At 69.1% G+C, this 23,269-nt stretch carries 23 protein-coding genes; 9 read left to right on the top strand and 14 right to left on the bottom strand.

All coding sequences use genetic code 11. The features are described from left to right. Nucleotide 1: 1 nt before the first annotated feature. Both ABZY89_RS22950 and ABZY89_RS22945 read left to right on the top strand, forming a co-directional pair. Nucleotides 2-1,903: a biotin carboxylase N-terminal domain-containing protein gene (locus ABZY89_RS22950; RefSeq protein ID WP_355230930.1), complete on the top strand. Its 1,902-nt coding sequence runs from the start codon at nucleotides 2-4 to the stop codon at nucleotides 1,901-1,903. Next, nucleotides 1,900-3,078, top strand: coding sequence for an acyl-CoA dehydrogenase (locus ABZY89_RS22945; protein ID WP_355230929.1), 1,179 nt, complete (start codon nucleotides 1,900-1,902; stop codon nucleotides 3,076-3,078). The genes ABZY89_RS22950 and ABZY89_RS22945 overlap by 4 nt, the downstream gene beginning before the upstream one ends. A 63-nt stretch (nucleotides 3,079-3,141) precedes the next feature. Here ABZY89_RS22945 and ABZY89_RS22940 read toward each other — a convergent pair whose 3' ends face one another. Together ABZY89_RS22940 and ABZY89_RS22935 are read right to left on the bottom strand one after the other, a co-directional pair. Next, a complete protein-coding gene (locus ABZY89_RS22940) occupies nucleotides 3,142-3,834 on the bottom strand; it encodes an RDD family protein (RefSeq protein ID WP_355230927.1) in 693 nt (230 codons plus the stop codon). Nucleotides 3,835-3,888: 54 nt separating this feature from the next. Continuing rightward, on the bottom strand, nucleotides 3,889-4,455 hold the full coding sequence (locus tag ABZY89_RS22935) for an RDD family protein (RefSeq protein WP_355230925.1): 567 nt from the start codon (nucleotides 4,453-4,455) through the stop codon (nucleotides 3,889-3,891). A 75-nt stretch (nucleotides 4,456-4,530) separates the two neighbouring features. Between ABZY89_RS22935 and ABZY89_RS22930 the strand changes: the two genes are divergently transcribed. After that, nucleotides 4,531-5,688: a YihY/virulence factor BrkB family protein gene (locus tag ABZY89_RS22930; protein WP_355230923.1), complete on the top strand. Its 1,158-nt coding sequence runs from the start codon at nucleotides 4,531-4,533 to the stop codon at nucleotides 5,686-5,688. Here ABZY89_RS22930 and ABZY89_RS22925 read toward each other — a convergent pair. Beyond that, complete coding sequence (locus tag ABZY89_RS22925) at nucleotides 5,685-6,266, bottom strand: protein-L-isoaspartate O-methyltransferase (RefSeq protein WP_355230921.1); 582 nt, start codon at nucleotides 6,264-6,266, stop codon at nucleotides 5,685-5,687. The two genes, ABZY89_RS22930 and ABZY89_RS22925, sit on opposite strands and share 4 nt — an antisense overlap. 19 nt (nucleotides 6,267-6,285) lie before the next feature. Between ABZY89_RS22925 and ABZY89_RS22920 the strand changes: the two genes are divergently transcribed. Both ABZY89_RS22920 and ABZY89_RS22915 read left to right on the top strand, forming a co-directional pair. Further along, nucleotides 6,286-7,053: an enoyl-CoA hydratase family protein gene (locus tag ABZY89_RS22920; protein WP_355230920.1), complete on the top strand. Its 768-nt coding sequence runs from the start codon at nucleotides 6,286-6,288 to the stop codon at nucleotides 7,051-7,053. A 116-nt stretch (nucleotides 7,054-7,169) separates the two neighbouring features. Continuing rightward, a complete protein-coding gene (locus tag ABZY89_RS22915; protein ID WP_355230918.1) occupies nucleotides 7,170-9,359 on the top strand; it encodes a UvrD-helicase domain-containing protein in 2,190 nt (729 codons plus the stop codon). On the opposite strand, the gene ABZY89_RS22910 is transcribed toward ABZY89_RS22915, so the two are convergent. From ABZY89_RS22910 to ABZY89_RS22900, 3 genes are read right to left on the bottom strand one after another with little or no spacing between them, the layout of a single operon-like run. Next, nucleotides 9,356-10,000 (bottom strand): hypothetical protein, encoded by a 645-nt coding sequence (locus tag ABZY89_RS22910; protein ID WP_355230917.1) that lies wholly within the window; start codon nucleotides 9,998-10,000, stop codon nucleotides 9,356-9,358. The genes ABZY89_RS22915 and ABZY89_RS22910 overlap by 4 nt on opposite strands. A gap of 40 nt (nucleotides 10,001-10,040) precedes the next feature. Further along, nucleotides 10,041-10,661 carry a hypothetical protein gene (locus tag ABZY89_RS22905; protein WP_355230915.1) on the bottom strand — a complete coding sequence of 207 codons (621 nt, stop codon included), beginning with the start codon at nucleotides 10,659-10,661 and terminating at the stop codon, nucleotides 10,041-10,043. Further along, the gene (locus tag ABZY89_RS22900) at nucleotides 10,658-11,158 is read right to left on the bottom strand and encodes a SigE family RNA polymerase sigma factor (RefSeq protein WP_355230913.1); all 501 of its coding nucleotides are present in this window, start codon (nucleotides 11,156-11,158) and stop codon (nucleotides 10,658-10,660) included. The genes ABZY89_RS22905 and ABZY89_RS22900 overlap by 4 nt, the downstream gene beginning before the upstream one ends. 94 nt (nucleotides 11,159-11,252) lie before the next feature. Between ABZY89_RS22900 and ABZY89_RS22895 the strand changes: the two genes are divergently transcribed. The 4 genes from ABZY89_RS22895 to zwf all read left to right on the top strand — a co-directional run bounded on the left by ABZY89_RS22895 (nucleotide 11,253) and on the right by zwf (nucleotide 16,573). Next, nucleotides 11,253-13,193, top strand: a complete 1,941-nt coding sequence (locus ABZY89_RS22895) for an anthranilate synthase family protein (RefSeq protein ID WP_355230912.1) — start codon at nucleotides 11,253-11,255, stop codon at nucleotides 13,191-13,193. After that, a complete protein-coding gene (locus tag ABZY89_RS22890; protein ID WP_355230910.1) occupies nucleotides 13,190-13,762 on the top strand; it encodes an aminodeoxychorismate/anthranilate synthase component II in 573 nt (190 codons plus the stop codon). The genes ABZY89_RS22895 and ABZY89_RS22890 overlap by 4 nt, the downstream gene beginning before the upstream one ends. Continuing rightward, nucleotides 13,759-15,027 carry an anthranilate synthase component I family protein gene (locus tag ABZY89_RS22885; RefSeq protein WP_355230908.1) on the top strand — a complete coding sequence of 423 codons (1,269 nt, stop codon included), beginning with the start codon at nucleotides 13,759-13,761 and terminating at the stop codon, nucleotides 15,025-15,027. Before ABZY89_RS22890 ends, ABZY89_RS22885 begins: the two co-directional genes overlap by 4 nt. Before the next feature lie 88 nt (nucleotides 15,028-15,115). Then, a complete protein-coding gene (gene zwf / locus ABZY89_RS22880) occupies nucleotides 15,116-16,573 on the top strand; it encodes a glucose-6-phosphate dehydrogenase (protein ID WP_355230906.1) in 1,458 nt (485 codons plus the stop codon). Nucleotides 16,574-16,577: 4 nt separating this feature from the next. Here the strand turns inward: zwf and ABZY89_RS22875 are convergent, their stop codons facing one another. The 8 genes from ABZY89_RS22875 to ABZY89_RS22840 all read right to left on the bottom strand — a co-directional run bounded on the left by ABZY89_RS22875 (nucleotide 16,578) and on the right by ABZY89_RS22840 (nucleotide 23,237). Then, entirely contained in the window at nucleotides 16,578-17,114 is a 537-nt protein-coding gene (locus tag ABZY89_RS22875; protein ID WP_355230904.1) for a hypothetical protein, read from the bottom strand. After that, nucleotides 17,111-18,532 (bottom strand): HAMP domain-containing sensor histidine kinase, encoded by a 1,422-nt coding sequence (locus ABZY89_RS22870; protein WP_355230902.1) that lies wholly within the window; start codon nucleotides 18,530-18,532, stop codon nucleotides 17,111-17,113. The genes ABZY89_RS22875 and ABZY89_RS22870 overlap by 4 nt, the downstream gene beginning before the upstream one ends. After that, complete coding sequence (locus tag ABZY89_RS22865) at nucleotides 18,529-19,203, bottom strand: response regulator transcription factor (protein ID WP_355230943.1); 675 nt, start codon at nucleotides 19,201-19,203, stop codon at nucleotides 18,529-18,531. Before ABZY89_RS22865 ends, ABZY89_RS22870 begins: the two co-directional genes overlap by 4 nt. A 201-nt stretch (nucleotides 19,204-19,404) precedes the next feature. Next, on the bottom strand, nucleotides 19,405-20,187 hold the full coding sequence (locus ABZY89_RS22860) for an ABC transporter permease (protein ID WP_355230901.1): 783 nt from the start codon (nucleotides 20,185-20,187) through the stop codon (nucleotides 19,405-19,407). Beyond that, nucleotides 20,187-21,197 (bottom strand): ATP-binding cassette domain-containing protein, encoded by a 1,011-nt coding sequence (locus tag ABZY89_RS22855; protein WP_355230899.1) that lies wholly within the window; start codon nucleotides 21,195-21,197, stop codon nucleotides 20,187-20,189. The genes ABZY89_RS22860 and ABZY89_RS22855 overlap by 1 nt, the downstream gene beginning before the upstream one ends. Nucleotides 21,198-21,345: 148 nt before the next feature. Next, on the bottom strand, nucleotides 21,346-21,987 hold the full coding sequence (locus ABZY89_RS22850; protein ID WP_355230897.1) for a PadR family transcriptional regulator: 642 nt from the start codon (nucleotides 21,985-21,987) through the stop codon (nucleotides 21,346-21,348). A 31-nt stretch (nucleotides 21,988-22,018) separates the two neighbouring features. Beyond that, nucleotides 22,019-22,435, bottom strand: coding sequence for a VOC family protein (locus ABZY89_RS22845; RefSeq protein WP_355230895.1), 417 nt, complete (start codon nucleotides 22,433-22,435; stop codon nucleotides 22,019-22,021). 10 nt (nucleotides 22,436-22,445) lie between these two features. Continuing rightward, entirely contained in the window at nucleotides 22,446-23,237 is a 792-nt protein-coding gene (locus tag ABZY89_RS22840) for a DUF899 family protein (protein ID WP_355230893.1), read from the bottom strand. Nucleotides 23,238-23,269 lie beyond the last annotated feature (32 nt).

The raw sequence follows: 23,269 nt of genomic DNA, 5'->3' as shown, positions 1-23,269 counted from the left end.
CATGACCATCAGTCGAATCCTGGTCGCCAACCGCGCCGAGATCGCCTCGCGCGTCTTCCGCACCGCGCGCAAGCTCGGCATCGAGACCGTCGCGGTGCACTCCGACGCCGACGCGGACCTGCCGTTCGTGGCGGAGGCGGACCATGCCGTACGCCTCCCCGGCAACGCCCCTGCCGAGACGTACCTCCGCGCCGACCTCGTCATCGAGGCGGCCAAGGTGGCCGGTGCGGACGCGATCCACCCGGGCTACGGGTTCCTGTCGGAGAACGCCGACTTCGCCCGCGCCGTCGAGGCGGCCGGTCTGGTCTGGATCGGGCCCGCGCCCGAGTCGATCGAGCAGATGGGCTCCAAGATCGAGGCCAAGAAGATCATGGCTGCCGCCGGGGTCCCGGTCCTGGAGGCGCCGGCTTCACCAGTCGAGTCCGACCTTCCGCTGCTGGTCAAGGCCTCCGCGGGCGGGGGCGGGCGCGGGATGCGGATCGTCCGCTCACTCGACGCTCTCGGCGCCGAGATCGCCAAGGCCGAGGCCGAGGCCGCGTCCGCCTTCGGGGACGGAACCGTCTTCGTCGAGCCGTACGTCGAGGCCGGCCGCCACGTCGAGGTCCAGGTCGTCGGCGACGGCGCCGGGACCGTCGCCGTCTTCGGCGAGCGCGACTGCTCGGTGCAGCGTCGCCACCAGAAGGTCGTCGAGGAGTCCCCGGCTCCGCTGCTGCCCGATGCGGTGCGGTCGGCGCTCCACGAGGCCGCCCGGAACGCTGCCGCGGCGATCGACTACCGCGGCGCGGGGACCGTCGAGTTCCTCTACGACGCTGCCTCGGAACGGTTCTGGTTCCTGGAGATGAACACGCGCCTGCAGGTCGAGCACCCGGTGACCGAGCTGGTGCACGGGGTGGATCTGGTGGAGTTGCAGATCGCGGTGGCTGAAGGTGTTGGTTTCGACACGCCTTCGCCTAGCGGCTCCGGCGGCTCAACCAGCGGGCATGCGGTGGAGGTGCGGCTGTACGCCGAGGATCCTTCCGCGGACTATCAGCCGCAGTCGGGGACGTTGACGACGCTCGAGTTTCCGGGCGATGCCCGGATCGACGCCGGCTACACGTCCGGCTCGGAGGTCAGCACCTTCTACGACGCGATGCTGGCGAAGGTGATCGTGCATGCCCCCACGCGTGACGCGGCGATCCGGCGGCTCGTCGGGGTGCTGCGTACGGCCAAGATCCATGGTCTGGTGACCAACCGGGAGCAGCTCATCGGGATCCTCGGGTCGGAGGCGTTCCGGTCCGGTGAGGTCAGCACGTCTCTTCTCGCGGAAGAAAAATTCCTTCCGCGCACGGAGGACCCCGGCGCACCCGTGGCGGCAGCGGTCGCGCTGGCCGAGGCGACCCGTCGCCCGGGGCTCCCGGTCGCCTGGCGCAACGTCACCAGTCAGCCGCAGCGGACGGTCTTCGAGGATGACTCCGAGGATGGTCTCGTCGTGGAGTGGTACGGCACGCGAGACGGCTACCGCATCGACGGCTTCGAGGTCATCGATGCAGGTCAGGGCCGGGTTGTGCTGGAGCGGGACGGCCTGCGGACGACATACGAGATCGCGGTCGATGGCGACCGGATCGATGTCGACTCCTCGTTCGGCCACACCGCGCTGCGGAAACGTCCGAGGTTCACCGACCCCGCGAGCCAGACCCAGCCCGGAAGCCTGCTGGCGCCGATGCCGGGATCGGTCATCAGCGTGCTCGCCGAGTCCGGCAGCAGCGTCACCGAGGGCCAGCCGCTCCTGGTCCTGGAGGCGATGAAGATGCAGCACACGGTGACCGCGCCCACCGACGGCGTACTCGCTCAGATCAACGTCAAACCAGGGACCCAGGTCGCTGCCGGCGAGGTCCTCGCCGTCGTAGAGGAGGAGACATCATGACCGCAACTGTGCCCAACCCGTTCGGCGAGCCCGAGGAGCGGACCGCGCTGCGGGAGGCCGTGGCGAAGCTGGCCGGAAAGTACGGCCACGACTTCGTCGCCAAGCAGGCCCGCGAGGGCGGCAAGATGACCGAGATGTGGCTCGAGATGGGCCGCAACGGGTTCCTCGGCGTCAACATCGCCGAGGAGTACGGCGGTGGTGGCGGTGGCATGAGCGACCTGGCCGCCGTCCTCGAGGAGGCCGCGACCGCCGGCGCTCCGCTGCTGATGATGGTCGTCAGCCCGGCGATCTGCGGCAGCATCATCGGCCGCTGCGGCACCGACGAGCAGAAGAAGCGCTGGCTTCCTGCCATCGCCGACGGCTCGCACCTGATGGCCTTCGGGATCACCGAGGCCGACGCCGGCTCCAACTCCCACAAGATCACCACCACCGCCAAGCGCGACGGCGACAGCTGGGTGCTGAACGGCCAGAAGACCTTCATCTCCGGTGTCGACGAGGCCGACTCGGTCCTCATCGTCGCCCGGACTGAAGATGCCAAGACCGGCAAGCTCAAGCCAGCGCTCTTCGTGGTCCCGACCGACTCCGAGGGCTTCGCCAAGCAGGTCATCCCGATGGCCTGGGAGGCGCCGGAGAAGCAGTTCACCCTCTTCATCGACGACGTACGTCTCCCCGCCGATGCCCTCGTCGGCGACGAGGACGGCGGCATCTGGCAGCTCTTCGCCGGCCTCAACCCCGAGCGCATCATGGGCGCCGCCCTCTCCTGCGGGATGGCGCGCTACGCGCTGGCAAAGGCGGTCGAGTACGCCGGGTCCCGGTCGGTCTGGAAGGACGCCCCGATCGGCTCCCACCAGGGCATCGCGCACCCGCTCGCGAAGGTCAAGATCGAGCTGGAGCAGGCTCGCCTGCTGTGGCAGAAGGCCGCCGCGCTCTACGATGCCGGCGACGACGCCGGTGCCGGGGAGTACGCCAACATGGCCAAGTACGCCGCCGGCGAGGTCGCCTGCAACGCCACCGATGCCGCGGTCCACACCCACGGCGGCAACGGCCTGACGGTCGAGTACGGCCTGGCCAACCAGCTCGTGGCCGCCCGCCTGGGCCGGATCGCCCCGGTCAGCCGGGAGATGATCCTCAACTACATCGCCATGCACACCCTGGGACTCCCGAAGTCCTACTGATCACGGCGAAATGAGTACAGGGCCGGTCGCGTGAGCGGCCGGCCCTGCTGCGTACGTCTGGCTCTACTTCTTCGGCTCGATGATCACGATCGTGCTGAGGATCTTGTCGGCGAAGGTCTGACGCTTGTCGTCCCACAGCGGCCACAGGTAGCCGATGTAGCAGGCGAGCTGGTCGAGGTAGTGGACGAAGAAGCGCCCGATCGAGAACCAGGTGCCGAGGACCTGGCCGTCGGCCTCCTTGACGACCTTGATGCCGAGGACGCCCTTGCCGATCGAGTAGCCCGTCTTGCCCTGCTTCAGGCCGTAGTTCCAGAACAGGAAGGCAAGCGACACGAGGAAGCCGATGAACATGAGGAGCCCGCCGATGGCCATGAGCGCCCCGTTGGGCTCGCCGCCGTCCGTGTACAGGCCGGTGTTCGGGTCGTACTCCGAGACACCGCCCGCGGCGGCGCCGCCGATGAGCAGGCCATAGCCGATCCAGAACGGGATCATGGCCACCGCGCCGACGAGTCCGTCGATGATGAAGGCGCCCGCGCGTGCGCCCCAGGAGGCGTACGGCGGGGTCGGGGCGCCATAGCCGTAACCGGCCGGGGCGGCGCCGTAGCCGGTGGGAGCGGCGGGAGCGCCGTATCCCTGCGCGGGCGGAGGCGGCGGAGCGCTGGGCTGACCGTAGGCCGGCGCGGGCGGCGGAGTCGGCGGCAGGGGCTGGCCGGAGGGGTCCTGCGGGGCGCCAGGAGGCGGGCCGTAGTTAGACATGCGCCGAGTATGGCCACATCTCAACGTAAATGTCAGCGCACACGCCTGAGCCCGTCACGTCTGAGGCCGAGGCTCCACCAGGACCAGCGTCGCGACGATCTTGTCGGCGAAGGTCTGCCGCTTGTCGTCCCACAGCGGCCACAGGTAGCCGATGAAGCAGAACGCGTCGAGGACGTGGAGCAGTTGCCGTCCCAGCGCCATCGGGACGCCGGTCGTCTCCTGTGACTCTTTGCGGACCAGCTTGATCCCGACGACGCCCTTGCCGATGGTGTAGCCGGTGCGGCCCTGCTTGAGGACGTGGTTCCAGACGGCGAAGCCGATGAACCCCAGCCAGCCGACCAGGGTGACCAGGAGGCCGAAGATGGTGACGAAGAAGCCGGACTCCTGCGACAACCCGCCGCCCACGCCGGCGACCAGATAGAACGGCACCAGCAGCGCCGCGTCGATCAGCGCACCCCCGGCTCGGCGACCCCAGGTCGCCAGCGGAGGACCGGTGGGGACGTACGACTGCTGTGCCCAAGGCGGGGCCTGGGGCTGCTCGCCCGGTCCACGAGTGGGGTCCTGCGGTGCGCCTGGCGGCGGCCCGGGCGGCGGGCCGAAGTTCGACATCTGGTGGGTCATCTCCTCGAGTGTGCTGGCCTGCTGACCTGACCGACGTTCAATCTATCGGGTCGCACAGGGGTTAGCCTGACTGTTATGGCTGGAGCGGCGGCGGCATTGGATCGGGCTCAGCGCCGGTTCCCGCCGGTCGCGTTCCCGCTGGCTGTCCTCTACAAGTTCTACGACGATCAGGGCAACAACCTCGCCGCGATCATCACCTACTACGCCTTCATCTCGGTCTTCCCGATCCTGCTGCTCGCCTCCTCGATCCTGGGTTTCGTGCTGGAGGGCAACCCTGACCTGCAGGAGGCGGTGCTCGACACGGCGCTGGCGCAGTTCCCGATCATCGGCGACCAGCTCGGCCGCAAGGAGCTCACCGGCTCCACCGGCGCGATCGTCATCGGTGGTATCACCGCCCTCTACGGTGCGCTCGGTCTGGGCCTCTCGTTGCAGAACGCGGTCAACACCGCGTGGTCGGTCCCGCGCAACAGCCGCCCCAACCCCATCCTGTTGCGAGTGCGGTCCATGCTCATGCTCGCCGCCGGCGGTCTGGCCATCCTCTCGGTCACCGCGCTGTCGCTGGTGCTGAGCCGCACCGACTTCCTCGGGTTCAAGGCGGTCGATGTCGGCTACTGGCTGGTGATCCTCGGCACCGTCGTGATCGTCACCGGCATGCTCTGCGTCGTCTTCCGGATGGCCACCACCCGCGACCACGCCCTCGGCCACGCCCTTCCGGGAGCGTTCACGTTCGCGTTGCTGTGGCAGGTGCTGCAGTACTTCGGCGCGGAGTTCGTCCAGCACGTGCTCGCCGCCACCCGCGGCATGAACCAGACCTTCGCGCTGGTTCTCGGTCTCGTCGCCTTCCTCTACATCGCCGCGCTGATGGTGGTGATCTCGATCGAGGTCAACGTCGTCTACTCCCGTCACCTGTGGCCGCGCGCGCTGCTCACCCTGTTCACCGACGACGTGGACCTGACCGAGGCTGACCGCCGCGCCTACGCGAGCTACGCCCTGATGCAGCGACACAAGGGGTTCGAGACGGTCGCGGTCACCTTTGACGGCCGGGACGGCGACAGTCACGAGATCGTCATGGACCCCTCCTGGCTCCGCAAGACCGCTCGCCAGATCCGTCGCCGCGACGAGTTCAGCCGGCCGCTGCCGCCGACCAAGCCGCCGCCCCCGGTGCCGCCCGGCCAGCTGCGCGCCGTGCCGCACCCCGACGAGGATCAGACGGAGCGGCGTACGAGCTCTTAGGGCTTCGTCCGCAACGGCACGAAGCGATACCAGCCGTGGCTGCTGAGTCGCGCCCTGCCCGTCTCGTTCCGCTCCACCAGCATCATCAGCCCGGCGACCGGGACCACCATCCGCCCGGGCGAGGCGAGCTGGTCCATCAGCTCGCGCGGCAGGGCCTCGGCCTCGGCGGAGACGAGGATGCGATCGTACGCAGCCTGCCCGGGCCACCCGAGGACCCCGGGCTTCGCCTTCTCGATGCGGGCCCACGGCTGGTCGGTCGCTGCCAGGTTGCGGCGGCCGAACCTGACCAGGGACGGTTCCAGCTCGACTCCGATGACGCTGCCCTCCGGGCCGGTCAGGTGGGCGAGCAGCGCGGTGGTCCAGCCCGACCCGGAACCGACGTCGAGCACCTTGTCGCCCGGTGCGACCTCGAGAAGATGGAGCATGTCGGCCACCGTCCGCGGCTGCGAGTTGGTCTGTCCGTGACCGATCGGAAGCGGCTCGTCGAAGCCCGCGAAGCCCCGCTCCTCGCGAGGAAGGAAGCCTTCCCGCGGGATGGCGGAGAACGCATCGAGGACCCGGTCCACACCTCCAGTCAAGCACCGTATCGTCTGCCCCATGACTGAGTCGCCTGAAACCAACGCAGAGCTCGTCCACCTCGACGTCGCCGATGGTGTCGCCACCATCACCCTGGACTCGCCGGCCAACCGCAACGCGCTCTCCCGCCAGCTGGTCACCGAGCTGTTCGAGGCGCTGCACGCCGCCGACAAGGACACCTCCGTCAAGGCCGTCGTGCTCCAGGCCACGGGCACCGTCTTCTGCTCCGGCGCCGACCTCTCCGAGGCCGCGACGGTGCCGATGGAGGAGGGCACCCGCGGGATCGTACGTCTCCAGCGCACCATCGTCGCCCTGACCAAGCCCGTCGTGGCGAAGGTCCAGGGTCCGGTGCGCGCCGGTGGTCTCGGCCTCGTCGCCGCCGCCGACATCGCGATCGCCGCCGACACCGTCTCGTTCGCGCTCACCGAGGTCCGGCTCGGCCTGGCCCCCGCCGCGATCTCCCTCTCGATCCTGCCCCGGATCGACTCCCGCGCCGCCTCCCGCTACTTCCTCACCGGCGACAAGTTCGACGCCGCCGAGGCGGCCCGCATCGGCATCCTGACCGCCGCCGTCCCCGCCGCCTCGCTCGACGACGAGGTCGTCGCCATCACCTCCTCCCTCCTCGAGGGCTCCCCTCAGGGGCTGCGCGAGACCAAGCGCCTCATGGTCCGCGGCCTGGTCGAGCACATCGACGCCGGCGGCGAGGAGATGGCCGCCCTCTCCGCCCGCCTCTTCGGCTCCGACGAGGCCCGCGAGGCGATGACCGCGTTCCTGTCCCGCAAGCGGTAGCCGACTGGTGGCACCCGTGCTCGCGTAACACCACGTCGGGGGTAGAGTTATCTCCTTGCCGTGCGCCATGGGGGGCGCACGGCGGGTGTGGATCTTTGTGACGGGGGAACATCCAGTTGAACGACAAGCTGGCTGAGCGCGAGATCGCTCAGGAGCAGGGGTTCGTAGATCGTGTCTACCTCCAGCTGGGAGAGTCGGCGCGCGCTGCGCACGAGCTGGCCAACGAGGGCCGCGAACGTGGGGCCCTCGGGCATGAGGGCGGTCTGGTCGAGCGCGACGCGTTCGCCTTCCAGGCCGCGCGGCGCATCGCGCAGCTCGATGCCGCCCACGAGGGGTTGGTCTTCGGCCGCCTCGACCTCGACCCGTCGGTCGACACCGAGCCGCGCTACGTCGGCCGCATCGGTCTGCGCGACGCAGAGCGTGACTCGCTGCTGATCGACTGGCGAGCGCCGGCGGCCGCGGTGTTCTACCAGGCCACGGCGGTCGAGCCGCGGTCGGTGATCCGGCGTCGGGTGCTCCGCTCCGAGGGGCAGAGCGTCATCGGTGTCGAGGACGAGCTGCTCGACGCCGAGGCGCTGGATCGCTCCGGTGCCGACCTGCCGATCGTCGGCGAGGGCGCGCTGATCGCCCAGCTCAGCCGTGCCCGCGACCGCACGATGCACTCCATCGTCGCGACCATCCAGGCCGAGCAGGACAAGGCCATCCGTGCGCCGGGCAAGGGCGTCACGACGATCTCCGGTGGTCCGGGCGTGGGCAAGACCGTGGTGGCCCTCCACCGGGCTGCCTACCTGCTCTACACCGAGCGTCGCCGCTACGAGTCCGGCGGCGTGCTGATCGTCGGGCCGTCGGGCGTCTTCATGCGCTACATCGAACGCGTCCTGCCGAGCCTCGGTGAGACCGCGGTGGCGCTGCGTTCGCTGGGTGAGGTCGTGGACGGCGTACGCGCGACCTGGCACAACGACCCCGCCGTCGCCGACGTGAAGGGCTCGGTCCGGATGGCCGAGGTGCTGCGTCGCGCCTCGCGTCAGCAGGCGCCGGGCTCCCCGCGCGAGTTCAAGGTCTTCTACCGCGACGACTCCCTGCGGCTGGACGGCAAGCGCCTCGGTGAGCTGCGGCGCCAGCTGATGAGCCAGGGCCGGCGCAACCAGCAGCTGCGTCGCGTACCTCAGATGCTTCTCGACATCCTCTGGCGGCAGGTACGCGGTGAGCGCGGCCGCGAGCGCGGTCGCGAGGTCTTCAACGACGAGATGCTCGACAACCCCGCCTTCCTCGAGTTCGCCGCTGCCTGGTGGCCGGCGCTGGAGGCGCGTGAGGTGCTCGGCTGGCTCCGCGAGCCGGAGTTCCTCGCTCGCGTCTCCGAAGGGATCCTGACTCACGACGAGCAGCAGCTGCTCCTCAAGTCGTGGGCCGGCCGCGGCCTGACCGACGCCGACCTGGCCATCGAGGACATTCCGCTGCTCGACGAGCTCCGCTACGCGATCGGCGACATCCCCGAGCAGGTCGCCGACGAGCGGGACGCCGACCAGAGCGGCATCGACATCGCCGAGCTGATGACCGCCTCCGACCGCGAGTTCTCCTCGGGTCGGGGCTGGCGCCCGCCGACGTACCGGATCGACGACGACCCGTTCGCCCACATCCTCATCGACGAGGCCCAGGACCTGACGCCGATGCAGTGGCGGATGGTCGGTCGCCGGGGACGTACGGCTTCGTGGACCATCGTCGGCGACCCCGCCCAGTCCTCGTGGCCGGTGGCGGAGGAGGCCGAGGCTGCCCGGTCCAAGGCGCTCGAGGGCAAGCCGGTCCACGCGTTCCACCTGTCCACGAACTACCGCAACTCGGCCGAGATCTACGACTTCGCCGCGGCCTACGCCGAGCGGGTCGGGCTCAACGCCGACCTACCGACCGCGGTCCGATCCACCGGCGTCGAGCCGCGGGTCATCGAGCACACGGTCGACCTGGAGAAGGCCACCCGGGAGGCGGTCGGCGAGATCGCGTCGCAGGTCAGCGGCACCGTCGGCGTCGTGGTCCCGGTCGCGCGCCGCTCCGAGGTCAACGCGTGGCTCGCGTCCTGGTCGGAGTTCGCGGCCGACGCTCCTTCGGCTGCGGCGTCTGCCGCCGACCCGACCTCGGTGCCCTCCGGCGAGGACCGCATCGTCGTCCTCACCGGCCTGGACACCAAGGGCCTGGAGTTCGACGGCATCGTCGTGGTCAGCCCCGACGAGATCGAACGCGAGTCGGCCACCGGCCGCGCCACGCTCTACGTCGTCCTCACCCGCGCGACCCAGCTGCTGACCACCGTCTCCTAAAGGGCGGCGATCCAGGGGTGGTCTGGAAGGGTCTGCTCGAGCGCGCGCCGCAGCCAGCGACGCCGACGGTCGTCGAGCAGCGGCACGGTGTTGTCGAAGTCGAGACGATCCTTCGAGCGGAGCCCTGGGGCCTTGTAGAGGAGCTGGATCTCGGGCTGGAGGTAGCGGATCCCGTCGCGCTCCCAGACCGCCTCGGACATCGGCATCCGGATCGACTCCTCACGCCGATAGACCCACTCACCGGCGGTGCCGGGGTTGAGCAGCAGGTCGTACTCCCACGGGTCCTGAGCGCTCCGCCGCGTCCAGATCTGACCCTCGGTCTCCCAGAGGACATCGTCGGCGGCGCCGTCGGGAACGTCGCCCGGGAGTAGCGGACGCAGCGCCGTGGTGCCGGCCGCCCATACGTCGAAGCGCCCCGCCAGATGCTTGCGCAGCACGGCGAGATCGCTGCGGAGCACACAGGTGTCGGTGTCCTCGTGCTCACGACGTACGCCGGTGAACGCCTCGATCGCCCAACCGCCCGCGACCCACCAGGTGCCGGGATAGCCCTCGAAGAGGGCGGCCACGTCGGCCGGCGTGCGCGGCGCCCAAGGCCCGTAGAGCCGCTCGAACTCGTCGTTGTTCAGATCGTTGACGCCCACCCGCGAAGCCTAGCTGTGCGGGTGAGCGTCGGGAGGAGGGTCAGCCGACGGACGGCTTGGCGTCCGCGGTGACCTCGACACCCTCGGCGAACTCGACGAGTTGCTCGTCGGTGAGGTGGATGGTGCTCCACATCTGGATGACGACGGTGAAGTCGTTGTAGGCGTACTTGAGCATCGTCGCGCCATCCGGGGTGGTGACGAGGGTGGCGGGCTGGCCGCCGACGGTGGTGTTGGCCGGGTCCTGGGCCCCCGATGCCGTCGTCTCCAGGGTCACCACGATCTTGTCCCGGAAGTCGCTGACCGTGGTGTCGTCGTCGGGGCGGGCGACGGCGAGGACGTACTGGTCGGATCCCTGCAGCACGAACCCCTCGGGCACCTTCGCCACGGTGAAGCCGGGCATCTGGGTGCCGTCGTAGTCGACCAGGCGTACGTTGTCGGCGGCCTGGACCGTCGGTGCGCCGTCGTTGCCGGAGGTCAGCGCGATCCCGCTGAAGGCACCACCGACCGCGAGGGTCAGCGCGGCGCCGCCGAGCGCGGCGCGCTTGATCCGGCGCCGGGAGAGCGCCCGGTGGCCACGGCGAAGGTCGGCATCGGCATCGTCAGCTGTCGAGGTGGTCGGCGAGGGCGTCAGGCGGGCGAGGCGGTCGATCACGTCGTTCATCGGGAGTCTCCTGTCAGTTGGGTGGGGGTGAGCAGCGCCCGGAGCTTGTCCAGGCCGCGTGCGGTCTGGGACTTCACGGTTCCGGTCGAGCAGCTGAGCGCGTCGGCGACCTCCTCGACCGAGAGGTCGTGGACATGACGGAGCACGACGGCAGCGCGCTGCCGGGGCGGGAGCTCGGCCAGCGCGGCTACCAGCTCGGGATCGACCATCGCCGGATCCTCGACCGGTGCCTCGGGCAGCGTGACCGCGCCCTGCTCGCGGCGGAAGAACGGGCGCCGGCGGTGGTCGGTCAGGCAGTTGACCAGGGTCCGTCGGGCGTACGCAGCGGGGTGCTGGGACGCTCGCCCCCAGGCCAGATAGACCTTGACCAGGGTCGACTGGACCAGATCCTCGGCCAGATGGGCGTCGCCGGCGGTCAGCAGCCGGGCAGTCCCGACGAGCGGTGCTCGGTGGCGGCGTACGAAGGCCTCGAACTCGGCGTCTTGGGAACGTCTCACGCACTGTCAACGGATTCGGGGCACCGTGGGGTTGCACGGGCCCACCATCCGAATCGAATGGGTCACGCGTCAGCGCGCGGATTAGGCTCATCCCATGACGACCAACAGCCCCGCCCGGACCGCGATCGAGGAGATCACGGGGCACGAGGCGTGGGCGATCATCCGGCGCTCCTCGCGGGCGGGTGACCGCGACACGGTCGGCATGCTGGCGGGCACGCGGTCCGTGGTCGAGTCGCTGCTCGACGTACCTCTCGAGGAGGGCACCCCGGAGCCGGGGAAGGTGGCCGATCGACTGCTCGCGGTGCCGTTCCGGCAGGTGAGCGAGCGTGGCTTCGAGGCCCACGACGACGGCACCCCGCTGGTGGTCGTCGACGTGGAGCGCGAGTGGGAGTTCTCCGTCGCCGAGGTGATCGAGGCCCTTCCCGACGTCCCGGTGGAGTTCGTGGACCGCGGTGGGTTCGACGTTGACGACGACACCTATGCCGACCTGGTCAAGACCGTCATCGAGGACGAGATCGGCCAGGGCGAGGGCGCGAACTTCGTGATCGGCCGCCACTACCGGGCCCAGCTCGACGACTGGAACCACGAGCGCGCGCTCACCGTGCTGCGTCGTCTTCTGGAGCGTGAGCGCGGGGCGTACTGGACCTACTGCTTCTTCACCGGCGACCGCTACCTCATCGGCGCTTCGCCGGAGCGGCACGTGAGCGTCCACGGCGGCGACGTCCGGATGAACCCGATCTCCGGCACCTTCCGGCTGCCGCGCGACCTCGAGGGTTCGCCCGAGAAGATCGCGCACGATCTCAAGGGGCAGCTGACCGACTTCCTGACGGATCAGAAGGAGGTCTACGAGCTCTTCATGGTGGTCGACGAGGAGCTCAAGATGATGTGCGACATCTGCGACCAGGGCGGCCAGGTGCTCGGGCCGTTCCTGAAGCCGATGTCGCGGCTGATCCACACCGAGTACCTGTTGGCCGGCCGCTCGGCGCGCGACCCGCGCGAGATCCTGCGCGACACGATGTATGCCGCCACCGTCACCGGCTCGCCGGTGGAGAACGCGTGCCGGCTGATCAAGAAGTACGAGCCGGAGGGCCGTGGCTACTACGGCGCCGCCCTCGCGCTGCTCGGCCGTGACGAGTCCGGTGCCCCGACGGTCGATTCGCCGATCGTGATCCGCACCGCGGACGTGTCTGTCGACGGCCGGCTGAAGGTGAGCGCCGGCGCGACGCTGGTGCGCGACTCCGACCCGACGTACGAGGTCGCCGAGACGCACGCCAAGGCCGGCGGGATCCTGTCGGCCTTCGGGCTGGTGCCAGCCGCGCCCGCGCTCGCCCAGGACGTCTCCGAGCTGGTCAACGACGAGGACCTGCTGCTGACCCTGGCCGCCCGCAACCGCCGGCTGTCGTCGTTCTGGCTCACCGACCAGGGCGACGAGGAGCCCTCGGCCCACCTCGCCGGGAAGCACGCGGTGATCCTCGATGGCGAGGACGATTTCGTACGCATGCTGCGCCACGTCCTCCGGGTGCTCGGCATGACCTCGTCGGTCGTCCGTCACGAGGACTACGAGGACGGCGCCTTCGCGGGGGCTGATCTCGTCATCGTCGGGCCCGGCCCGGGTGACCCGCGCGATGGAACCGATCCGAAGATGGCCAAGCTGCGTGCCGCTGTGGCTTCTTTGCTGGAGAGCGGCCAGCCGTTCCTCGCCGTCTGCCTCGGCCACCAGGCGCTGTGCCACCAGCTCGGGATCGGGCTGCACTACAAGGACATCGTCTTCCAGGGCACCCAGACCCGCGTGGGTCTTGGGTTCGGCGGGCGGCCGCGTCGCGAGCGGGTCGGCTTCTACAACACCTTCGTCGGACGGGTGGAGTCCACGGAGCTGCCTGCGGGGGTGTCGGTCGATGCCGATCCGGAGACGGGTGACATCCATGCCATCTCCGGCCCGCACTACGCCGGCATCCAGTTCCACGCGGAGTCGGTCCTCACCGAGCGCGGCTACGACCTCATCCACGACGTCGTCAGCGATCTGCTCGCGCAATGAGCGACGTCGTCGTGGTGGACCACCACGACTCCTACGTGTGGAGTCTCGTCCACATGATCGCGCAGGTCACCGGGGCCCTTCCGGATGTCGTGGAGCACGACGAGGTGAAGCTCGGGGACCTCTCCGGCTACAGCCATGTGGTGCTCTCGCCCGGGCCCGGGCACCCGGCCGATCCGGCGGACTTCGCGATCGGGCGGGACGTACTCCTGGCTGCCGGGCGGCCCGTCCTCGGGGTCTGCCTGGGGATGCAGGGGCTGGTGACCGCCTACGGCGGCGTCGTCGACCGGATCGAGCCCGCCCACGGTGAGGTGGCTCGGGTGACGCACGACGGGCGCGGGGTCTTCGCGGGCGTCCCGTCGCCGCTCGAGGCGGTCCGCTACCACTCCCTGGCGGCCGTCTCGATCCCCGATGTCCTGGAGGTGACGGCCCGTTCCGAGGACGGAGTCGTGATGGGCGTACGTCATCGGCTGCTGCCGCTGGAGGGCGTCCAGTTCCACCCCGAGTCGGTGCTCTCCCAGCACGGTGCGGCGATGGTCGCGAACTTCTTGGGCAGGCCGGGGGGACGATGAGCGTCGAGGACCTCTTCGCCGAGGTCGCCGCCGCACATCCTCGCTGCGTCTGGCTCGATGGTGGCGGCGCGCGCGAGTGGTCCGGCACACGGTCGCTGATCGGCTGGCTGGAGGACGACGACGTCTCGCTGACCTACTCCGCCGCTCGTCGCGAGGTGCTACGCCATGCCGACGGCCGCTCCGAGGTCGTCGGCGACGACATCTGGCAGGTCCTGGAAAGCGAGGTCGGCCCGGGGGAGCAGTGGTTCGGCTACCTCGGCTATGCCTGCCGACCCGATCTCCCCGCTGCCCCGTCGGACGACGTCCCGGATGCCGTCTGGATGAGGCCGTCGCATCTTCGGCTCTTCGAGCACGAACTTCTCTGGCAATCCCTGCACTTCTCGGGTGTTGCAATGCCAGAGAAGTGCAGGAATACCCGGTTAACCGGGTATTCCTCCCCGCCGTCCCCCGCCTACCGCGCCGCCTTCGACCAGGTCCAGGAGGCCCTCCGAGCCGGCGACACCTACGAGGCGAACCTGACCTACCGGACCACGGTCCACGCCGAGGCGGACCCGGTGGAGACCTACCTGCGGCTCAGGAGCATCAACCCCGCGCCGTACGCAGGGTTCCTCCAGCACGACGTGGCCGACCACGCGGCGTGGCTGCTGAGCTCGAGCCCCGAGCGGTACGCCCTGATCGACGCCGACCGAGTGATCGAGACGAGGCCGATCAAGGGCACGACCCCGAGGGGAGCGAACGACGCAGAGGACGCGGCCAACGCGGACCTGCTGCGGACCGATCCCAAGCTCCGCAGCGAGAACCTGATGATCACCGACCTGCTCCGCAACGACCTGGCGATGGTCTGCGAGCCGGGGACGGTGGAGGTGCCCGGTCTGATGCGGGTCGAGTCCTACCCGAGCGTGCACCAGCTGGTCAGCACGGTCAGAGGCCGCCTGCGGGACGAGATCACCACGATCGAGGCGCTGCGCAGGCTCTTCCCCGCCGGGTCGATGACCGGTGCGCCCAAGCTGCGCACGATGGAGGTCATCGAGCGGGCCGAGCGTGATCTGGGTGGGCCGAGGGCGGCGTACGCCGGTGCCTTCGGCTGGATCTCCGGCGACGGACCGGCCGATCTGGGCGTCATCATCCGCACGCTGACGACCCACGACACCCACACCTGGCAGATCGGCACGGGCGGCGGGATCACGGTCAGATCCGACGTCGCCGAGGAGGCCGCCGAGGCTCGGTTGAAAGCCGATCGGGTGCGCGCTTCCCTCGGCAGATGATCAAACAGGTGAAAAGACGGCGACACGTTGAGATGGCGGCCGTTGTCTATTGGAACGTTCATAAAACGGGTACTACCGTGGACTCATCATGGCGACCATCGACGACAAAGCCCTGCCACATGTGATCGTGCTCTTCGGTGCGACCGGTGATTTGGCGCGCCGCAAACTCCTGCCTGGCCTGCTCAGACTCAACGAGGCCGGGCTGATGACGGATGCTCAGATCGTCGGCACGTCACTGGAGGACATGTCCGACGAGCAGTTCGTCGAGTTCGCTCGCGAGGCGTGCGAGGAGTTCGGGAAGGGCGACATCACCGACGAGCGCTGGGCGGCGTTCGGGGGAATGCTCTCCTACGTCTCGACCAAGGAGGGCCCGCACGCGCTCGCCGACGCGGTGAAGCTCGCCGAGAAGAAGCTCCAGGGGCTCGGCAGCGACGTGCGCCGCCTCCACTACCTCAGCGTCCCGCCCAAGGCTGCGCAGGACGTGATCCGCCAGCTCGAGGAGGCCGACCTCGTCGAGCGTGCCCGGATCATCATGGAGAAGCCCTTCGGCACCGACCTCGAGTCGGCCAAGGAGCTCAACGCGAAGATCCACGAGGTCTTCTCCGAGGAGCAGATCTTCCGGATCGACCACTTCCTCGGCAAGGAGGCCGCGCAGAACATCCTGGCCTTCCGTTTCGCCAACGGACTCTTCGAGCCGATCTGGAACCGCAACTTCATCGACCACGTCCAGATCGACATCCCCGAGACCCTGGGCCTGGAGGGACGCACCGCGTTCTACGAGAGCACCGGCGCCTACCGCGACATGGTCGTGACCCACCTGATGCAGGTGCTGGCGTTCATGGCGATGGAGCCGCCGACGTCGCTTGCTCCCGACCCGATCGGGGAGGAGAAGAACAAGGTCTTCCGGTCGATCCAGCCGCTGGACCCGCGCAACGTGGTGCGTGGTCAATACTCCGGCTACCGCGGCAAGAACGAGGTCGCCGACGACTCCGACACCGAGACCTTCATCGCGATGAAGGTGATCATCGACAACTGGCGCTGGGCAGGCGTGCCGTTCTTCCTGCGCACCGGCAAGAAGCTGGCCGAGGGCGCGCGGATCATCTCGATCGCGTTCAAGGAGCCGCCGCTGACGATGTTCCCGGCCAACTCCGGCGCCGGCACCCAGGGTCCCGACCACCTCACCTTCGACCTCGCCGACCAGTCGAAGATGTCACTGTCGTTCTACGGCAAGCGCCCCGGGCCCGGCATGAAGCTGGAGAAGCTCTCCATGCAGTTCGCCACCCAGGAGACGAGCTCCTCGACCGGCGTGCTCGAGGCGTACGAACGCCTCATCCACGACGCCATGCGTGGCGACCACACGCTCTTCACCACCGCCGAGGGCATCGAGACGCTCTGGGAGATCTCCCAGCCGCTCCTCGACAACCCTCCGCCCGTGCGCCTCTACGCCCCCGGCTCCTGGGGTCCCAACTCGATCCACCAGCTGATCGCCCCCCACGCCTGGCGCCTCCCCTTCGAGCGCTCCTGGCGCGAGACGAAGAAGCACTAGCCGGCTACGGCGCGTTGGCGCTCAGCTGCTTGAGGAGGGCTTGGGCAGCGCGGTCCATGGCGTCGCCGTCGTAGGGCTCCAGGTCGACGGAGTTGAAGCTCTGGATCAGGGTTCCGTTCTGGACGAAGCCGGTGACGGCGTACGAGTTCACGCCCTGCTGCTTCACCAGCCGGGCGTCCTCGGCACCATCGATCTCGGGCTCGCTGACGTCCTCGGACTTCACGTCCATGGTCTTCCACGCTTCCGCAAGGGTGCCCTTGAAGGGCAGGTAGTTCAGCTCGTACGCAGTCCCGCCCGACTCCTCGGGAAGCAACGCGCAGCGGGGTGCCGCCGAGGTTCCCTTCTCGACGCGGAGCTGGGTGCCGAGGGCCTTCTCCACGGGGGAGATGTCGAGCCCGTCGCACGGGTTGAACGTCTCCTTGGAGGCATGCTCCGGGGATGACGCGGAGGCGGAGGCCGACGGATCGGCGGGCTCCTCGGCTCCGCAGGCAGCGAGGGAGAGCAGCGCCACCAGAGCGGGCGCCAGAACGGCGTATCTCAATGCTTCAACTTTTCAGTGGGCGGTTCGGTCGGCCGGGGTGACGCGGAGCCGGGCAGGCGCATGGTCATCCGTGCGCCACCGTGCGGGGAACGGGCCGCGGAGACCGACCCGCCGGTGCGCTCGGCGACCTGCCGGACGATAGCGAGGCCGAGCCCCGACCCGGGCATCGAGCGGGCCTCGGTGGAGCGGTAGAACCGGTCGAAGACGTACGGGATGTCGTCCTCGGCGATGCCCGGCCCCTCGTCGTCGACGTTGAGCACGCCGCCGTGGAGGGAGACGTGCACCGTGCCCGATTCGGGCGACCACTTGGCGGCGTTGTCGAGCAGGTTGGTGACCGCCCGCTCCAGCGAGCTGGCGTCGCCCATGACCCACCACGGCGCCATCTCCTCGGTGAAGGTCACCGACGGTGCGCGCAGTCGGACCCGGGAGAGCGCCCGGTCCACCACCTCGGAGAGGTCCACCTTCTCCAGTGTCGGCTCGGCCGGTGCATCGCGGGCCAGTTCGACGAGGTCGCCGATCAGGTTGGTGAGCTCCTCGATCTGGGCGCGGATGTCTCCGAGCAGCTCCGCCCGCTGCTCGCCCGAGATCGAGGCGTCGGCCTGGGTGAGGAGCTCGACGTTGGTGCGGAGCGAGGTCAGCGGCGTACGCAGCTCGTGCGAGGCGTCCGCCACCAGCTGTCGCTGCCGGTCCCGGGAGGCGGAGACGGCGGACAGCATCCGGTTGAACGACGTGGCCAGCCGGGCGATCTCGTCATCCCCCTCGACGGGGAGCGGGGTGAGATCCTCGGTCGTCGCGATCCGGTCGACCGATGCGGTCAACCGCCTCACCGGCCGCAGCCCGCCCGCCGCCACCACCCAACCGGCGAACGCCGCGGCGACGACGCCGGCTGCGCCGAAGAAGAGCACGACGAGCCCGAGTCGCTTGTACATCTCCTGCTGCGGCCCCAGCGACTGCGCCAGCATCAGCGCGGAGTTGCTGTCGGGGATCGGGACGGTGACGACGCGGAAGACGCCGACCTTGGTGGAGACCGTACGGACCGACTGCTTGGCCTCGCGCTTGGCCACCGCCTCCTCCGGCACGCCGGGCCGAGGGAACGTGCCGAGCGTCGGCGACCAGTAGTTGTGCGAGTCGTCGACTTCGGCGACCTGGATGTCGCCGGCGTTGAGCACCCAGGTCGGGAAGGCCGCGCCTGTTCGTGCGTCCTGGATCGACGCGGTGTTGGCTGCGGCCGAGGTGGCCCGCTTGAGCAGCGACTCGTCCATGTTGGCCTGCAGCTGGATGCGTACGACGAAGTAGAGCCCGATCGCGATCAGCGCGATCGAGCCGGCGACCGCGAGGGTCGTCAGCAGGGTGACCCGGCCCGCCAGAGAGCCGCGGTAGCGCGAGCTGGTTGCCGGCGTGGTCACGGCGCTGCTCACGGCTCCTTCAGGACATAGCCGATGCCGCGTACGGTGTGGATCAGCCGGGCCTCGCCCTCGGCCTCGGTCTTGCGGCGCAGATAGCCGACGTAGACCTCCAGGGAGTTGGCGGTCGTCGGGAAGTCGTAGCCCCACACCTCTTCGAGGATGAAGGACCGATCGAGTACGCGGCGGGGCCGGCGCAGGAACATCTCCAGGAGCGTGAACTCGGTGCGGGTGAGCTCGATGGCTCGCTCGCCCCGGGTCACCTCGCGGGTGGTGGTGTTCATGGACAGGTCCGCGAAGTGCAGCGTCTCCTCGTCGTCCTCGCCGACCGGGGCCGCCCGGCGCAGCAGCGCGCGCAGGCGGGCCAGCAGCTCCTCGAGCGCGAACGGCTTGGTGAGGTAGTCGTCGGCCCCGGCGTCCAGGCCATCGACCCGGTCACCGACGGCGTCGCGCGCGGTCAGCACCAGGATCGGGACGTCGTTGCCGGCCGCGCGGAGCGCCTTGGTGGCCTCGATGCCGTCGAGGCGGGGCATCATCACGTCCATCACGACCACGTCGGGGTCGTGGTTGGCGATGCCGGCAAGCGCCTCGGCGCCGTCGCCGGCCAAGGCGACCACGTAGCCGTTGAACTCCAACGACCGGCGCAGCGACTCACGCACGGCCTTGTCGTCGTCGACGACCAGCACATGCGGCTTGTCGCCGGGGCTGTCGCTCGGGGTGGCAGGGCTGTTCACACTCCTACCTTGCCACTCCTCGCTGAGTCACCGCTGAGAGCACGCTGGTGTTTCCGCTAGATCGGCCGGGGTGCAGGAATACCCGGTTAACCGGGTATTCCTGCACTTCTCAGGCAATGCAACACCCGAGAAGTGCAGGAAACACCGGAGAAGTCAGGCGTTCTCCTTGCGGAACGTGGAGATGCCCCACCAGACCGCGAGTGCGAACAGGCCGAGGGTCCAGCCGACGCCCCAGCCGATGTCGGCCACCCCGAGGTCACCGAAGAACGAGGCTCGCACCGCGTCGACGATGTGCTTGGTCGGGATGACATCGGCCAGCGCCTCGAGCCACCCGGCGCCGAAGCTCATCGGCAGGAAGATGCCCGACAGCAGCAGGATCGGCATCAGCAGCATGTTGGTCACCGGCGCCATCACGTCCTCGCTCTTCACGAGCAGCGCGAACGCGTTGGAGGCGGCGGCACCGGCGCCACCGATCATCACGGTGATCGCGATCCCGACGAGGATCCCGACCGGCTTGAAGTCCATGCCCATCACCAGGCCGAGAGCGACCAGGATGATCGCCTGCACCAGGATCTGCAGCAGGTCGCGGTAGAGACGGCCGAACAGCAGCGCGCCACGCGAGGCCGGGGTGACCCGTTCCGCCTCGATGACGCCCTCGCGCCACTCGCCGATCAGCGAGAAGCCGGCGAACATGGCACCGAAGATGCCGAGCTGGACGAGCATGCCGGGGACGAACCAGTTGTACGCGTTCCCACCGAGCTCCTCGATGAGAGGCTCGAGCAGCGGGCCGAAGAGCAGCAGGTAGAGGATCGGCTGCATCACGCCGATCAGCACCCAGGCCGGGTTGCGGAGGTTCATCCGCAGCTGCCGGTTGAAGACCACCATCGACTCCCGGAAGAAGCCGGACTTGAGGACGGGCTGCTGGAACTCGGTCATCATTTGCCCTCCTGGGTCTGCTCGGCGGTCTCTTCGGCCTCAGGAGTGCCTGAGTCGGCATCGCGCAGCGATCGTCCGGTCAACGTCAGGAAGACGTCGTCCAGGGTGGGGCGGGCGACCTCGATCGACTCCAGCGAGACGCCGTTCGACTCCAGGTCGCGCAGCAGGCCGGGGACGGCCTTCCCGGCCCGCGGCACCCGGCCGCTGACCAGCCGCTCGTCGACCTCGATGGTCTCCGAGATCGAGCTGAGCTTGTCGCGGGCGATCGCGACCTGCTCGTCGGTGGCGACCTCCAGGGAGACCAGGTCGCCGGAGACGGCAGCCTTGAGGTTCTCCGGGGTGTCGTTGGCGACGATGCGGCCCTGGTCGATGACCATCACCCGGTCGGCGAGGGTGTCGGCCTCGTCGAGGTAGTGGGTGGTCAGGAAGACCGTCGCCCCGTGGTCCGTACGCAGCGAGGCGATGTGGTCCCACAGGTTGGCCCGCGCCTGCGGGTCTAGGCCGGTGGTCGGCTCGTCGAGGAAGACCAGCTTGGGGGCGTGGATCAGCGCCATCGCGATGTCGAGGCGGCGCTTCTGTCCGCCGGACATGTTGCGGGGCTTGCGTCGCCACAGCCCCTCGAGCTGAAGCCTCTCGAAGAGCGCCTGACCGTGGGCGACCGCGTCCTTCTTGGACATCCCGTAGAGCATTCCGTGGTCGACGACCTCGTCGCCGGCGTAGGCGCCCGAGAAGGTCGATCCGACCTGGGAGCAGTAGCCGATGCTCCGCCGGACCTCGACGGACTGCTTGGCCACGTCGAAGCCCGCCACCGTGGCGGTGCCTGCCGTGGGCTTGAGGAGGGTGGTGAGGATGCGCAGGGTGGTGGTCTTGCCGGCGCCGTTCGGGCCCAGGAAGCCGACCACCTCGCCCTCTTCGACGTCCAGGTCGACTCCGTCGACCGCGACGACTTCTTTCTTCTGCTTGCCATGGCCGGAGGCGAAGGTGTGCCTCAGGCCGCGTGCGTGAATCATGTGTCACTCCCTTGTGTGCAAGTCCCAGACAAGCACGGACCACCGACAACAATCACCCGGTTTTACCTGGATATTCAAACTTGAATACCGTGAGTGTTCAAGTTTGATCTCGAGATGTCAAACCAATTCGAAGGAGACCCGCGTCGGCTCAGCCGCGCAGCATCTCCCGGTAGCGCTTCCGGTCGGCGTCCATCTGCCATCCCGGGTCGTCCTCGGCAGGCGCCCAGCCGGGAGCGTCGCCGGCGAAGAAGAGCTTGCCGCTGCGTACGTCGTCCAGGACCTCCACCAGCCACGCCCGCTCCGATCGGAGCTTGTCGAGCTGGAGGCGCAGCGCGGCACCGGTGTGGGGCGGCGCCACGTGGGTGTTGGCCCGGATCGCGGCGTCGAGCTCCTTGTCGGTGCGCTCCAGGGCCTGCAGTCGGACACTCAGCTGCTGGATGACGGCGGGACGCTCCAGCAGCGGCGCCAGCGAGAACGCGGCGTAGAAGGAGACGCCGTTGTAGACGTCGACGGCCTGCAGCGAGCGGGTGACCAGGCGCTCCAGCTCTGCCCGGCCACTGGCGCTGATCTCGTAGACCGCAACCGTTCGCCCGTTGTCGACCAGATCGTGCCTGGTCAGATGGCCCTTCTCGGTCAGCGAGGTCAGCGCGTGGTAGATCGAGCCCGGGTTGATGTTGGCCCACTGGTCGACCTGCCACGACATCAGCTCGCGCCGGATCTGGTAGCCGTTGACGGGCTCGAACAGCGCCACTGCTCCCAGCAGCAGCATCCGTGTGTCGTCTCCGGCCATAGGGAGATTCTAGGGGCGGCAAGACCGGGCCTCAGCGGGACGTCAGCTGCCACAGGTGTCCGTCGGGGTCCGCGACGACCGCGCGGTATTCACCCCACGGTGCCGACTCCGGCTCGATCATGCCGCGGCCGAGAGTCATGGCAGCCGCATACCGTGCGTCGACATCGTCCTGCGAGCCGAGCTCGATGGTGACCAGGCACTGCTTCGGGCCTTCCGGCGGAGGCAGGGTAGCCGCGTCCATCGGCTCGTCATCGAGTTGGCCGGTGACCCACTTGAACCCGCCGGTCGGAATCATCATCACCTCGCAGGAGTCCGACAGGGTCGCGCGCAGCGGTTCGGGGACCCCGTCGTCGGCGAGCTCGCCGGGAGTCTCGAGGCCGAGGCCGTCGCGGAGGAAGGTGTGGGACCGGGCGCGGTCCCGGGTGGGCAGGGCGATAGTCGTACGCATCCGGATCTCCTCAGTGACAGCAGTGGTCGGCGGTGGGGGCGGTGTGGGATCCGAGATCGTCGTCGCGCCCGGCGGCGAGTCGCGACCACTGCGCTGTCGGACGGCCGCTCACACCGGCGCGGTGGTTGGTCGTCGACGCCTCCTCGCTACGGAACTGGCTGCCGTCGATGCCCGTGCGCCGTGGCCAGCCGTCAGGTGAGTCCTCCCAGGTCTCCTGCCGTCCGTAGACGGTCATGTCCAGGATCCCGTACGACGCCGACATCGGCTCCACGCCACGTCCGGTGGTGCGGTACGTCTCGAAGACCCGGTCGCCGTCGCGCAGGTAGCAGACCTTGCCGCCGAAGAACCCGCGGGCGTCGAGGACGTCCCACGACTCCTCGGGAACCGAGTACCACGGCATCTCCCATCCCATGAAGTCCCGGTAGCGGGAGCTCTCCGGGTAGGGCCCCTGGCAGAAGACCGCGTACGTCACCCCGCGCGAGTGCAGGTAGCCGAGCTCGCTCACGCCGCCGCTGAAGAACGTGCACCCCTCGCACTGGTCGGCGGCGGCATGGCCGGTGTGCCACATGTGGTAGCTCGCGAAGAGCTGCGTACGCCCCTCGAAGGCATCCAGCAGGCTGACCCGCCCGGCGCCGCCGACGAGCGGTGCGGCCGCGTCGACCTCGGTCATCGGGAGCCTTCGGCGGGCCGCGGCGAGAGCGTCGCCCGCTCGGGTGTGCTCCTTCTCGCGGTCGAGGAGCGCGTCGCGCTCGTGCAGATAGGTCGTCCGGTCGACGACGGGTGGAAGTGAGATCGTGGTCATACTAACTACGTTAAACATAGTTGATACTCTTG

It is taken from the genome of Nocardioides sp. NPDC006303, from assembly GCF_040613175.1.
In the GTDB taxonomy this organism is placed as follows: domain Bacteria; phylum Actinomycetota; class Actinomycetes; order Propionibacteriales; family Nocardioidaceae; genus Nocardioides.
This window is presented reverse-complemented; position numbering and strand designations above follow the sequence as displayed.

Excerpts from the sequence above, each read along its gene's own strand:
- ABZY89_RS22860 (WP_355230901.1), bottom strand. The coding sequence starts at position 20,187 with ATGACCGAGTTCCAGCAGCCCGTCCTCAAGTCCGGCTTCTTCCGGGAG.
- ABZY89_RS22855 (WP_355230899.1), bottom strand. The coding sequence starts at position 21,197 with ATGATTCACGCACGCGGCCTGAGGCACACCTTCGCCTCCGGCCATGGC.
- ABZY89_RS22950 (WP_355230930.1), top strand. The coding sequence starts at position 2 with ATGACCATCAGTCGAATCCTGGTCGCCAACCGCGCCGAGATCGCCTCG.
- ABZY89_RS22930 (WP_355230923.1), top strand. The coding sequence starts at position 4,531 with ATGGCTGGAGCGGCGGCGGCATTGGATCGGGCTCAGCGCCGGTTCCCG.
- ABZY89_RS22935 (WP_355230925.1), bottom strand. The coding sequence starts at position 4,455 with ATGACCCACCAGATGTCGAACTTCGGCCCGCCGCCCGGGCCGCCGCCA.
- ABZY89_RS22940 (WP_355230927.1), bottom strand. The coding sequence starts at position 3,834 with ATGTCTAACTACGGCCCGCCTCCTGGCGCCCCGCAGGACCCCTCCGGC.
- ABZY89_RS22920 (WP_355230920.1), top strand. The coding sequence starts at position 6,286 with ATGACTGAGTCGCCTGAAACCAACGCAGAGCTCGTCCACCTCGACGTC.
- ABZY89_RS22845 (WP_355230895.1), bottom strand. The coding sequence starts at position 22,435 with ATGCGTACGACTATCGCCCTGCCCACCCGGGACCGCGCCCGGTCCCAC.
- ABZY89_RS22840 (WP_355230893.1), bottom strand. The coding sequence starts at position 23,237 with ATGACCACGATCTCACTTCCACCCGTCGTCGACCGGACGACCTATCTG.
- ABZY89_RS22905 (WP_355230915.1), bottom strand. The coding sequence starts at position 10,661 with ATGAACGACGTGATCGACCGCCTCGCCCGCCTGACGCCCTCGCCGACC.
- ABZY89_RS22895 (WP_355230912.1), top strand. The coding sequence starts at position 11,253 with ATGACGACCAACAGCCCCGCCCGGACCGCGATCGAGGAGATCACGGGG.
- zwf (WP_355230906.1), top strand. The coding sequence starts at position 15,116 with ATGGCGACCATCGACGACAAAGCCCTGCCACATGTGATCGTGCTCTTC.
- ABZY89_RS22850 (WP_355230897.1), bottom strand. The coding sequence starts at position 21,987 with ATGGCCGGAGACGACACACGGATGCTGCTGCTGGGAGCAGTGGCGCTG.
- ABZY89_RS22890 (WP_355230910.1), top strand. The coding sequence starts at position 13,190 with ATGAGCGACGTCGTCGTGGTGGACCACCACGACTCCTACGTGTGGAGT.
- ABZY89_RS22885 (WP_355230908.1), top strand. The coding sequence starts at position 13,759 with ATGAGCGTCGAGGACCTCTTCGCCGAGGTCGCCGCCGCACATCCTCGC.
- ABZY89_RS22945 (WP_355230929.1), top strand. The coding sequence starts at position 1,900 with ATGACCGCAACTGTGCCCAACCCGTTCGGCGAGCCCGAGGAGCGGACC.